The organism is Xanthomonas sp. NCPPB 1754 (assembly GCF_041475725.2).
Classification (GTDB): Bacteria; Pseudomonadota; Gammaproteobacteria; order Xanthomonadales; family Xanthomonadaceae; genus Xanthomonas; species Xanthomonas euvesicatoria.
Genome location: NZ_CM192982.1, coordinates 2996291 through 3008493, shown reverse-complemented (window position 1 = coordinate 3008493; position 12203 = coordinate 2996291). Strand labels below are relative to the sequence as shown.

Below are 12203 nucleotides of genomic sequence, written 5' to 3'. Positions count from 1 at the left end.
TCCCTAACGCGGCTGCTGCCGGCTTGGCGTACTGTCCGCCTCAAACAGGGGGCAAGACACCATGCAACGCAAGGTCGCGGGATGGGGAATGGGTTTGATGCTGGTGTCGCTGCTGGCGACCGCCGGGGAAGCCGTGCCGCCCAAGGTGGCGACGCCGGCACCAGCAGTGGTGGATCTGGAGGCCATGGTCGTGCGCGGCGTGCAGCCCGGGCCGGGCTTGTGGAAGGTCAGTAAGGGCGATCATGTGTTGTGGATCCTGGGTACCTTGTCGCCCTTGCCGAAGCGGCTGCAGTGGCAGTCGACCGAAGTGGAAACCATCATCGGCCAGTCCCAGCAGGTGCTGGCAGCGCCAACCGTGCAGGTGGATGCGGACATGGGATTCTTCGGCAAGCTGACCTTGCTGCCGTCGGCCATGAAAGCGATGAAGAACGAAGACGGGCGCGAGCTGCGCGACATCTTGCCGGCCGACCTGTATGCGCGCTGGAGCGTGTCCAAGGCGCGCTATCTCGGCAGCGACCGCGGCGTTGAGCGCAAACGCCCGATGCTGGCTGCCGGCGAGTTGTATCAGGCGGCGATCAAGCGCTCCGGCCTGGCCCGTTCGCCGGTGGTTTGGCCAGTGGTGGAACGCGCTGCCAAGCGTGCCGGCATCAAACCCACACCGACCGCGCTGGACTACAAGATCAAGGACCCGCGCCAGGCGCTCAAGGAATTCCGTGCCGGCGGAATGGACGATACCGCATGTTTCCGCAGCATTCTGGTGGCCGTGGAGCGCGACCTGCCGACGATGGTGGAGCGCGCCAATGCCTGGTCGGTGGGCGATGTCGAGGCCTTGCGTCGGCTGCCGCGCGAAGACCCGCAGGCCGCCTGCATGGACGCAATGGCCAGCTCCGGTGCTGCAAGGAAACGCGGCATCGACGATCTGGAACGGCGCATGCGCGAGCATTGGCTGGGTATCGCCACCGCTGCGCTGCAACGCAATCGCAGCACGTTCGCGGTGTTGCCGATCAGCCGGTTGACCGCGCCGGATGGCTATCTGGCACGCCTGCAAGCGCTGGGCTATGAGGTGGAAGCGCCTTGAGGCGATGTCGCCGCGTGCGCCTGGCGCGTCATGCCGAGCACGAGCACAGCAGTTGGCAGAGACGCAATGGATGCGGCAGGCGGCTGTTGCGCGGCGTGCCTCGCGGTGCATGCGCTTAAAGGTGTATCGGCATGCACGGCGGTGGGCCTACCGATGCGGCCACGGTATGCTGCGCGCCTTCATGTTTTGAGAGCTCCGCGTTGAACGCATTGCCGCTGCGCATCCTGGGCACCGGGCGCCATGTTCCGGCGACGGAAGTGACATCGCGCCAGTTGGACGAGCGCTGGCAGTTGCCGGCCGGAACCACGTTCGCGCGTCTGGGCGTGGAGACGCGCCATTACGTGGGCAAGGGCGAGACCGCATCGTCGATGGGGGCAGCCGCTGCACAGCAGGCCTTGGCCAGCGCCGGGCTCGATGCCAGTCGGATCGATTGCCTGATCTCCGCCTGCAGCGTCATGGAGCAGCCGATTCCCTGCCAGGCGGTGCTGATCCAGCGCGCGCTCGGCCTCGGCGATTCGGGCATCCCCGCATTCGACGTCAATGCAACCTGCCTCAGTTTTCTGGTGGCCCTGGACATGGCGGCCAACGCACTGGCGCTGGGTCGCTACGAGCGCGTGCTGATCGTCTCCAGCGAAGTCGCATCGGCCGGGCTGGATGCGGCGACGCCGGCCACGGCCGGCTTGTTCGGCGATGGCGCAGCCGCAGTGGTCGTTGGACGCAGCGAAGCGGAGCAGGGCTCGGCGTTGCTTTCCAGCCGCCTAGCGAGTTATGGCAGTGGCGCCGAGCTGTGCCGCATTCGCGGCGGTGGCACGCGTTACCCGCATGGCGAAGACAGCGCGCCCGATGCCTCGCGCGTGTTCTGCATGGACGGACGCGGCGCCTACCGTTTCGCCGCGCGGCATCTGCCGGCGTTCTGGGAACAGCTGCTGCACGAGGCCGGCACCGCCACCGCAGCCTTGCGTTGCCTGGTACCGCACCAGGCTTCCGGCGGCGGCCTGGATCATGTGGTGCAGACCTTGGGACTGCGCCCCGAACAGGTGGTGCGCATCCTGCAACACACGGGTAACCAGGTCGCCGCGTCGTTGCCGCATGCGCTGCATCATGCACGCGTCGACCTGGGCCTGCAGCGTGGCGATCTGGTCGCGCTGCTCGGCACCGGGGCAGGGCTTGCCATCGGCGGCATGGTGTTGCGTTACTGATGCCGGTCCGCGTGTCGCTCGAGCTGCTGCGCGTGGGCCACTGCCGCCATTGCGAACGCATGGTGCGTGCAGATGGTCACTGGCATGCGGTGGAATTCCCCGCACTGAGCGTGCTGATCCGGCATCCGCAGCGTGGCGCGCTATTGTACGACACCGGCTATGCCGCGCATTTTTTTCGTGCCACCGATCCCTGGCCGGAGCGCCTGTACCGCTGGACCACGCCAGTCAGCTTGCCCGCCGACCAAACCCTGGGCGCGCAGTTGAACAAACGTGGCGTATCGCTGGATGACATCGCCTGGTGCCTGATTTCGCACTTCCACGCCGACCATGTCGGCGGCCTGCGCGATCTGCCCAATGCGCGCTTTCTCTGCCTGCGCGCGGATTACCAGCAGCTGCGCAGCTGTTCGCGCATGGGTGGGTTGCGCCGCGCCTTGCTGCCGCAGCTGCTGCCGGACGACTTCGACCAGCGGCTGCAGTTTGCCGACCGGGCACCGCAGCGCGCGTTGACTGGAGCCTGGCAGGAGCTCGGCCCGGCCTACGATCTGTTCGAGGACGGCAGCGTGCTCGCGGTATCGCTACCCGGGCACGTGCCCGGCCAGATGGGACTGTGGGTACGCGACCAGCACGACCGCGAGGTGTTGCTGTGTGCGGACGCGGTATGGTCCTCGGCCACCTGGGCCACGCTGCAATGGCCGGCCTGGCCCACGCGTCTGCTGATGCACGACTGGCACGCATTCCAGCACACCGTGCATCGCTTGCACGCCTTGTCGCACGCCCATCCGGAACTGGTCATCCTGCCTTCGCATTGCCAGCCGAGTCTTGACCGATATCAACCGGAGTGGCGATGAGCCTGCGCATTCTCGTGACCGGCGCGTCCGGTTTTGTCGGTGGTGCATTCTTGCGGCGCTTTCAGGGGCAGCCGGGCGTCGAGATTCACGGTATCGGCCGCCGCGCCAGCGACCTGCCCAACTACCATCGCATCGATCTGAGCCAGGCCTTCTCGCTGGACTGGCAACCGGATGTGGTGATTCATGCAGCTGCGTTGGCCTCGCCGTGGGGCACGCGTGCGCAGTTTCAGCGGCACAATGTCCAGGCCACCGCCAACCTCATCGACTTCTGCAAGCGCAACGGCTGCCCGCGCCTGCTATATGTCTCCTCCAGTTCGGTGTTCTATCGCGAAGCGCATCAATACGGCCTGGATGAAGACAGCCCGATCGGCCCGGCGTTCGTCAATACATACGCACAAACCAAATATCTTGGCGAGACGTTGCTGGATGACTATCCCGGGGAAAAGAGCGTGTTGCGCCCGCGTGCGGTGTTCGGGCCCGGCGACACGGTGCTGTTTCCGCGCGTGATCGCCGCCGCGCGCAAGGGTGCATTGCCGCGTTTCGTCGGCCAGACCCAGCCGGTGATCGGCGACCTGATCTATATCGATACGCTGTGCGATTACCTGTACCGCGCGGCCACCGCGCCGCAGTTGCAGGCTGCTTACAATCTCACCAACGCACACCCGGTGGACCTGCAGCAGTTGTTGTTGGAGGTGCTGGCGCGCCTGCAGCTGCCGTTGCCACGGCGCGAGGTGCGCATCGGCACCGCATTGCGCATGGCCAGCGTGGTGGAAGCGGTGTATCGCGGGCTGCGGCTGCGGGGCGAGCCGCCGATCACGCGCTTCGGCGTTGGCGTGTTCGCATATTCCAAGACCTTCGATCCGCGCCGCACGCTTGCCGATCTGGGCCCGCCCAGCGTCGGCCTGGACGAGGGCGTGGACGCCTTCGTGCGCTGGCAGGCAGCGCAGTGGACCTGATCGTTCCCATCCTGGCGGCGTTGTATCTGGCCGTGCTGCTGGTCAAGACGGCGGCCGTGCTGTGGGTGATGCGTGGCGAACGTGCGAGGCCGGCGCGCCGTGCCGTTGCCACGCCGGCCGAGGTGGCGATCCTGCAGCCTATTCTTGGTGGCGATGCGCATTTGCAGGAGGTGCTTGTTGCCAACGCGCAGGCATTGCCGCAGGCGCAGTTCGTCTGGTTGCTGGATGCCGACGATGGCCCGGGAAACGCCGCTGCCGCTGCTGTCGTTGCGCAATATCCGCAGCTGCGGATCGCGCGCATTCTCGTGCCCGCGGCGCCACCAGGCATCAACCCCAAGGCCTGGAAACTCGATTACGCGCTGCCGCACATCGATGCGGCTGTCAGCCTGGTTCTCGACGACGATGCGCACCTCGGCGGCCATGCGCTGTCGCAACTGTTGTCGGACCTCACGCATGCCGATGTGGTCACCGCACTGCCGTATTACCGCGACAGCGCCACGCTGGCCGGGCGCCTGTTGGCGCAGTTCGTCAACAACAATGCCGCGCTCACGTACTTGGGCTGGCTGCCATTCGCAGCGCCGCTGACCATCAATGGCATGTGCTATGCCGCGCGTACCAAACAGCTGCGCAGCTGGGGTGGCTTTACTGCATTGCTGGAGCAGCTGACCGACGATCTGGCCTTCGCCACCCTGGTGCGCGACCGCGGCGGGCGGCTCTGGCAATCCACTGCGCCGGTGGCGATGCGTACCGCCATGCCCGACCTGCGTGGCTATATGCGCCAGATGCATCGCTGGATGCTGTTCGCATCGATCCTGCTAGGCCGTCAACGCCTGCACGTACGCAGTGCCATCGGCGTGTTGCAGGGGCTGCCGCCGTTGCTGCTGGTGGCCATGCTGGTCTGCGCTTGCATGCAGCACACCTGGCCGGCTGCACTCTGCGTGCTGATCGTCTTGCTGGTGCGCGCGCTGCTGCTGTGCGCTGTGCAATGGCGCGTCACCGGCGCCGTTCGCCACCGCCTGCTGGTGTCGCTATGCGCCGAATGCCTGCAGCCGCTGCATCTGCTGCACGCAGCGCTGGTGCGCACGATCCGCTGGCGCACGCGGCGTTACCGCGTGCTACCGAATGGGTGCTTTCGTGCGGAGTGAGTCGGGGCCGCTGCAGATCGCCTTCCTCACCGGGCAAAGCGATCCGGCAAGCTGCGCCTTGAGTGCGGAGCAGGGCGCATTTCTGCAACAGCTTCAGGGCGCAGGCCGGCAGCTGCTGGATTGCAATTACCCGTATCGCCGCAACGGCGCGCCGCACCGGCGCACGCCGTTGTGGCGTGCCAGCCTGTCCAATGCACGGCAGTATCTTGCGGCCCGACATGCCCGCCTTGCCGAAGCCGATCGCAAGCGTGTCCATGCGCTGCTGGATCAGGCGCCGATGACGCTGCTTCTTGCCGGCAGCTGCGGACTGCAGCTGTTGACCGCATTGCAGTTGCCGGATGCGCTGCGTGCACGCCTGGCGGTTTTTGCGTACGGCCCGGTGTGTGATGCGCCCGCAGTGTTCGGCCAGCTGCGCGTGGTACAGGGCCGCAGCGACTGGATCTCTCGAACACTGTTCGATGGGCAGGTCGATGCCAGGCCTGCGTGCGGACACATGGCGTACCTGCGCAACGCCGAGGTGCTTGCCGAGTGCCAGCGCTTTGTCGCGCAGATCGAACGAATGCGACAGGGCGCAGCGCATGCGCATTGATCTGATCGCACCGCCCTACAGCGGCCATCTGCATCCCATCCTGGCGATCGCGCAACAGCTCACCGCGCAGCACGAGGTCTGCGTCATCAGCACGCCTGCTGCGCGGGCGCGCATCGAGGCATGTGGGCTCGCCGCTGCCAGCGTGCTGGATGCGCATGCCGATCGCTTGCTGCTTTCCATCGCCAACCCGCCGCATGCAGTGGGCCACAACCCCGTGCGCCTGCGTCGGCAGTTGCACAACGCACTCGGGCTCATGGCGCAGCTCGGCGAAGCGCTGCAGCAGCGCTGGCGCGCGCGGCGGCCGGATCTGGTGATCGTCGACTTCACCCTGCCCAGCGCAGGACTGGCCGCACAGACGATGGGTATTGCCTGGTGGACCAGCATGCCGTCGCCATGCGTGATCGAAACCACGGATGGGCCGCCCGCATACTTTGGCGGGTTGCTGCCTGCGACCACGCCCTTGCAGCGTGTCTGGCATGCAGCGGCACGCCGGCTCACACGTGGCTTCAAACGGACCCTGCACCTTTGCTATCGGCGCCAGATGCGCGCGTGCGGGTTGCCGGCAATCTATCGACGCGATCGCAGCGAGGCGGTGTATTCGCCGCAGTGCATCCTGGCCCTGGGAGTCCCGTCGTTCGAGCTGGCGCAACGCTGGCCGACGGCAGTGCGCTTTGTCGGGCCGCAGTTGTGCACGCCGCCTTCGTCGGTGCCGGCGCCCACCTTCGTCGACGGTCGCCGGCATGTGCTGGTGACGCTGGGCACGCATCTGCAATGGGTCAAGCAGCGCATGGATGGCGTGCTGCGTGCGCTGGCGCCGCAGTTCCCGGAGGTGGTCTTCCATTTCAGCGACGGCGACACCGGCGCTTCGCCGCAGCCGGGGCAGGGCAACTATCAGCGGCTGCCCTATGTGGATTACGCCCAGCACCTGCACCGCTACGCCTTGGTGATCCATCACGGCGGTGCCGGCATTCTCTACGCCTGCCTCGCCGCGGGATTGCCGGCCATCGTCTATCCGCTGGATTACGACCAGTTCGATCACGCCGCGCGCCTGCAGGTGGCAGGTGCTGCCTGGTGGCTGCGCGATCTGGATGGCTTGCCGGCGTTGCTGCGTCAGGCGCTCGGCGCCGGCGAGGTGCCACACGGCGTGCGTCGCCTGCAGGCGGCGCTACAACTGATCCAATCGCAGGCGCGCATCGCGCACCTGGTGGAGGGTTTTGAGCGTACTGGCGCGGTGCCGCCGGTGTAATGCGGCACGCGCTACAACGAATCTGTCGGCGCGCTCAGCCTGCCGCAGCGTTCAACGCAGGCGTCTTGCTGGTCATCAGCTGCGGCCAGCGCTTGAGCACGGCGGCGCGAATGCCGGCCTGGTCGATGCCGGCCTCGGCCAGCAGGTCTTCGCGGCTGGCGTGATGCTGGAAACTGTCCGGCAGGCCCAGGTGCAGCATCGGCATGGTAACGGCTTCGGCGTTGAGCAGTTCCGACACTCCAGCACCTGCGCCACCGGCAACCACGTTGTCTTCGATGGTGACGAAGCCGTCGTGAGTTTTTGCGAGCTCCAGCAGCATCGCCTTGTCCAGCGGCTTGACGAAGCGCATGTTCACGACCGTCAGCCCCAGTTCGCGGCCGACCGCCTCTGCCGCATCCACCGTCGCGCCGAAGCCGAGCAGGGCGATGCGGGTGCCGCTGTGGCGCAGCTGCGCCTTGCCGATCGGCAGGGTGGCCAGCGAGGCATCGAGCGCCACACCCGGGCCGGTGCCGCGCGGGTAGCGCACCGCTGCCGGGCCCTGGTACTGCACGCCGGTGCTCAGCATCTGACGGCATTCGGCCTCATCGGCCGGCGCCATCACCACCATGTGCGGCACGCAGCGCAGAAAGCTCAGATCCAGATTGCCGGCATGGGTGGCGCCATCCGGGCCGACCACGCCGCCGCGATCGATCGCAAACAGCACATCCAGTTGCTGCACCGCCACGTCGTGCACCAGTTGGTCGTAGCCGCGCTGCAGGAAGGTGGAATAGATCGCGACCACCGGCTTGGCGCCCTGGGTCGCCATGCCAGCGGCCAGCGTTACCGCGTGCTGCTCGGCAATGGCCACATCGAAATAGCGCTGCGGATATTCCTTGCTGAAGCGCACCAGGCCCGAGCCCTCGCGCATCGCCGGTGTGATCACCAACAGCTTGGGTTCGGCGGCGGCCATGTCGCAGACCCAATCGCTGAAGACGTCGGTATAGGTCGGCTTCTTGGCGCCGGCCTTTGCCACCAGGCCCTTGCTCGGATCGAACGGGCCAACGGCGTGATAACCGATCTGATCGCCTTCGGCCAGCTCGTAGCCCTTGCCCTTGGTGGTGATGACGTGCAGCAGTTGCGGGCCCTTGAGCGTCTGCAGGGTCTTCAGTGCGCCAACCAGGCTGGGCAGGTCGTGGCCATCGATCGGGCCGGTGTAATGGAAGCCCATCTCCTCGAACAGCGTGGACGGCACGAACATGCCTTTCCAGTGTTCTTCCCAACGCCGCACGAAACGCGCGGTAGGGTTGTTCTTCTTGTCGCCGAGGATCTTCTTGCCGCCTTCGCGGATCGCATTGAGCGTGCGGCTGCCGCTGGCGCGCCCCAGCATCTTGGTCAACCCGCCCACTGCTTCGGAGATCGACATGCGGTTGTCGTTGAGGATCACCAGCAGATTCGGTTCCGGGTCCATGCCGCCAGCGTGGTTCAGCGCTTCGTAGACCATGCCGGCGGTCATCGCGCCGTCGCCGATCACCGCCACCACCTTGCGGTCGTCGCCGTTGCGCTGCGCAGCGATGGCCATGCCGAGCGCGGCCGAGATCGAGGTCGACGAATGGCCCACACCGAAGGTGTCGTAGATGCTCTCTTCGCGCTTGGGAAACGGCGCCACGCCGTCCTTTTGCTTGACCGTGTGGATCTGGTCGCGCCGGCCGGTGAGGATCTTGTGCGGGTAGGTCTGATGCCCGACGTCCCACACCAGTTGATCCACCGGCGTCTGATACAGGTAGTGCAGGGCGACGGTGAGCTCGATCACGCCCAGGCCGGCCGCGAAGTGCCCGCCGCTCTTGCCCACCGATTCGATCAGATAGGAGCGCAGTTCTTCGGCGATCGCGGTCAGCTCGGCTTCGTCGAAGCGGCGCAGATCGTCGGGAGTCTGGATGCGGGACAGGCGCGGATAGCGGGTGGTGTCGATCATCATCGTGTCAATCTTCTGAAGCCGTATTGTCCTCCCCATGCGAAGGCCCGGCAAGCAAACCGGTTCAGCTGTCAGCGGGAAGTGATGGGCACACACACCGTCACGCCTGGCGCGCGCGATGCTTACCCACACCTGCGGCAATCTGCCGCACCGTTCGATGGACCGATTGCGCCGAGTCCTCTAGACCACTTGGCCCTTGCCTGCGTGGGATGGGACGCTTGGCCGTGTCCGGGTGCCTCATGCGTTGGATCGCCGTGGCCGGGTTCGATGTCACGTCGGACACCCCGTGCGCCAGCGAAGCCGCCAGCGCTGCGGCGCGAGTGGGGCAACCGCACGGCATCCAGGCCCAAGCGCCCGTGGTTGTCTTGGCACTCGGCCGAAGGGTGGCGCGGCCACTCACCAGCCAGCAGGCGCAACGCGTGGCGAGCCGGCTTACAGCGACAGCTTGGAGCGTTTGGGCAGTTGCGCGCGCAAAAAGGCCATCTGATCGGACAGGATGTTGCGGTTGGACAGGATCAGGTGCTCGATCCAGCTCGGCCGATAGGGCACCGCCAGCAGCGGCATATGCGCCTGTTGCGGCGTGCGGTTGGCCTTGCGCGAATTGCACTGGAAGCAGGCGGTCACCACGTTTTCCCAACTGTCGCGACCGCCTTTGGACACCGGCATGACGTGGTCGCGGGTCAGGTGCGGGCGGCTGAAATGCTGGCCGCAATACATGCACAGCTGCGAATCGCGCGCGAACAACGCGGTGTTGCTGAGGGTCGGGGTCGGGTCCAGCGCGCGCGACCGGGCATGCCCGCGCGCGGCGATGATGGGGTGCAGTTCCAGCGTGCTGCGCTCGCCGGTCAGCCGCGAGATGCCGCCGTGGATCTGCATGCATGGCTCGCCCAGCGTCCACGACACCGCATCGCGGGCGTACAGGCAGGCAGCGTCTTGCCAGTTGATCCAGTCCAGCACGCGGCCGTGCGCATCGAGCGACAGCAGGCGAAGCGTGGGGAGTTGGTGGATTGCAGCGACAGCGCTGCCCGCGTCCGGGGCAGCGCTGCCTCCGGGGACGATCACATCACGAACGTGCGTGTCTGTCTCCATCGGGAAAACAGCTTATACCCGATCGTTGACAGTTTGTGTATCGCAGCGAACGGCATTGGCGCGTGTCTTCAAAGCACTGGCTCGGCAAGTCCCGTTGCCCGCCATTGCGTGCCGCCGCGCTGCGGAATCGCTCGTCGAACGCAGTGATGGCGTTGATGAGCCGTAGGAGCGCACCCGGGCGCGAGGCTTTGTCGAGCGATACCGCTCTGTCGCGGCCAGGTCCGCTCCTGCGACAGCGGCAGGATTCCGCGGCGTGAGCCGTAGGAGCGCACCCGGCGCGAGGCGGCGCTCAGCCTTCGCCGAACAGCTCCGCTTCCAGGGTCATCAGCGGTGCGGCGCCGCTGCGGATGGCGGCGGCATGGGTCAGGGTGCGCGGCAGGATGCGGGCAAAGTAGAACCGCGCCGTCTCCCGCTTGGCGCGCTTGAAGTCCTCGCTGTGCGCCGATGCATCGGCAGCGGCCACGCTGCGCGCCCACCAGTACGCCAGCACCACGTAGCCCGAATAAAACAGGTAGTCGTGGCTGGCCGCGCCCAGTTCGTCCGGGTTGCGTGCGGCGCGGTCGAGCACATCGCGGGTCAGCATCGCCCATTCGCTGCACTTGTCGCGCAGCGGCTTGATGAACTCGGCCAGCGCAGCGTTGCCGTCCTGGGCGTTGGCGAAGGTTTCCACGTCGGCCAGGAACAGCTTCAGCCCGGCGGCCTGGCTGGCGGCGGTCTTGCGGCCGATCAGGTCCAGCGCCTGGATGCCGGTGGTGCCTTCGTAGATGGTGGTGATGCGCGCGTCGCGGGCCAGCTGCTCCATGCCGTATTCGCGGATGTAGCCGTGGCCGCCGAAGCACTGCAGCGCGTGGTAGGTGTTCTCGATCGACCATTCGGTCTGGCAGGCCTTGGAGATCGGGGTGAGGAAGCTCACCAGGGTCTCGGCGTCGGCGCGTTCGCGTTCGCTCTCGCCGCGATGGGCGACGTCGACCAGGCTGGCCGCATGCAACGCGAGCAGGCGGCTGCCTTCGGTCAGCGACTTGATGGTCAGCAACATGCGGCGCACGTCCGGGTGCATGATGATCGGGTCGGCCGGCTTGTCCGGGAATTTGGCGCCGCTAAGCGCCCGCGATTGCAACCGCTCGCGGCTGTAGCGCAGGGCGTTCTGGTAGGCGCGCTCGGACAACCCGATGCCTTGCAGGCCCACGCTCAGGCGTGCGGTATTCATCATCGTAAACATCGCCTGCAGTCCCTTGTGGGGCTGGCCGACCAGGTAGCCTTGCGCGCCCTCGAAGTTCATCACGCAGGTGACCGAGCCCTTGATGCCCATCTTGTGCTCGATGGAGCCGCAATGCAGCGCATTCCGCTCGCCCACGCTGCCGTCGCGGCCCACCTTGAACTTGGGGGTGACGAACAGCGAGATGCCCTTGGCGCCGGCCGGTGCGTCCGGCAGCTTGGCCAGTACCAGGTGCACGATGTTGTCGGTGAGGTCGTGCTCGCCGGCTGTGATGAAGATCTTGGTGCCGGTGATGGCGTAGCTGCCATCGGGATTGGGTTCGGCGCGGGTCTTGAGCAGGCCCAGGTCGGTGCCGCAATGCGGTTCGGTCAGGCACATGGTGCCGGTCCAGCGGCCGTCGATCAGGGGTTTGAGGAAGACGTCCTGCTGCCAGGTCTCGCCGTGCTGGCGCAGGGCTTCCATCGCGCCATGCGAGAGCAGCGGAAAGTTGCCCCAGGCCAGGTTGGCGGCGTTGATCATTTCGCTCAGCGGCACGCCCAGCGTGTGCGGCATGCCCTGGCCGCCGAATTGCGGTTCGGCGGTGAGCCCGTTCCAGCCGCCTTCCACGAATTGATCGTAGGCGGCGCGGAAGCCGGGCGGGGTGGTCACCGCGTGCGTGCTCTTGTCGAACGCGCAACCGATCTCGTCGCCCACGCTGTTGAGCGGCGCCAGCACCTGCGAGGTGAAGCGGCCGGCCTCTTCGAGGACGGCGTCGATGATGTCGGTGCTGGCCTCGGTGTAGCCGAGCCGGGCGAACAGGGCGTGCGCGCCGAGCACGTCGTGCAGGGCAAAGCGGAAATCGGTCAGCGGGGCGGTATAGCTGCTCATGCGGGATCCTTGGAAGCGG

General features: G+C 66.6%; 10 protein-coding genes. 7 read left to right on the top strand and 3 right to left on the bottom strand.

Annotated features, from left to right (window positions below; translation table 11 throughout):
* Positions 1–61: 61 nt before the first annotated feature.
* The 7 genes from ACCQ15_RS13195 to ACCQ15_RS13165 all read left to right on the top strand — a co-directional run bounded on the left by ACCQ15_RS13195 (position 62) and on the right by ACCQ15_RS13165 (position 7061).
* Positions 62–1078 (top strand): TraB/GumN family protein, encoded by a 1017-nt coding sequence (locus tag ACCQ15_RS13195; RefSeq protein ID WP_057682173.1) that lies wholly within the window; start codon positions 62–64, stop codon positions 1076–1078.
* 200 nt (positions 1079–1278) lie between these two features.
* Positions 1279–2277 (top strand): 3-oxoacyl-[acyl-carrier-protein] synthase III C-terminal domain-containing protein, encoded by a 999-nt coding sequence (locus ACCQ15_RS13190; protein WP_029819702.1) that lies wholly within the window; start codon positions 1279–1281, stop codon positions 2275–2277.
* Positions 2277–3125: an MBL fold metallo-hydrolase gene (locus ACCQ15_RS13185; RefSeq protein WP_122272632.1), complete on the top strand. Its 849-nt coding sequence runs from the start codon at positions 2277–2279 to the stop codon at positions 3123–3125. Before ACCQ15_RS13190 ends, ACCQ15_RS13185 begins: the two co-directional genes overlap by 1 nt.
* A complete protein-coding gene (locus tag ACCQ15_RS13180) occupies positions 3122–4081 on the top strand; it encodes an NAD-dependent epimerase/dehydratase family protein (RefSeq protein ID WP_008574543.1) in 960 nt (319 codons plus the stop codon). Before ACCQ15_RS13185 ends, ACCQ15_RS13180 begins: the two co-directional genes overlap by 4 nt.
* The gene (locus ACCQ15_RS13175) at positions 4072–5226 is read left to right on the top strand and encodes a glycosyltransferase family 2 protein (protein ID WP_071117750.1); all 1155 of its coding nucleotides are present in this window, start codon (positions 4072–4074) and stop codon (positions 5224–5226) included. Before ACCQ15_RS13180 ends, ACCQ15_RS13175 begins: the two co-directional genes overlap by 10 nt.
* Complete coding sequence (locus tag ACCQ15_RS13170; RefSeq protein WP_071117749.1) at positions 5204–5815, top strand: hypothetical protein; 612 nt, start codon at positions 5204–5206, stop codon at positions 5813–5815. The genes ACCQ15_RS13175 and ACCQ15_RS13170 overlap by 23 nt, the downstream gene beginning before the upstream one ends.
* Entirely contained in the window at positions 5805–7061 is a 1257-nt protein-coding gene (locus ACCQ15_RS13165; RefSeq protein WP_136732706.1) for a glycosyltransferase, read from the top strand. Before ACCQ15_RS13170 ends, ACCQ15_RS13165 begins: the two co-directional genes overlap by 11 nt.
* 34 nt (positions 7062–7095) lie before the next feature.
* Here the strand turns inward: ACCQ15_RS13165 and dxs are convergent, their stop codons facing one another.
* From dxs to ACCQ15_RS13150, 3 genes are all read right to left on the bottom strand, one after another.
* The gene (gene dxs / locus ACCQ15_RS13160; RefSeq protein WP_041470106.1) at positions 7096–9012 is read right to left on the bottom strand and encodes a 1-deoxy-D-xylulose-5-phosphate synthase; all 1917 of its coding nucleotides are present in this window, start codon (positions 9010–9012) and stop codon (positions 7096–7098) included.
* Between the two features lie 432 nt (positions 9013–9444).
* Entirely contained in the window at positions 9445–10101 is a 657-nt protein-coding gene (locus ACCQ15_RS13155; RefSeq protein ID WP_008571389.1) for an HNH endonuclease, read from the bottom strand.
* Positions 10102–10390: 289 nt separating this feature from the next.
* Positions 10391–12184 carry an acyl-CoA dehydrogenase C-terminal domain-containing protein gene (locus tag ACCQ15_RS13150; RefSeq protein WP_372380653.1) on the bottom strand — a complete coding sequence of 598 codons (1794 nt, stop codon included), beginning with the start codon at positions 12182–12184 and terminating at the stop codon, positions 10391–10393.
* Positions 12185–12203: the final 19 nt, after the last annotated feature.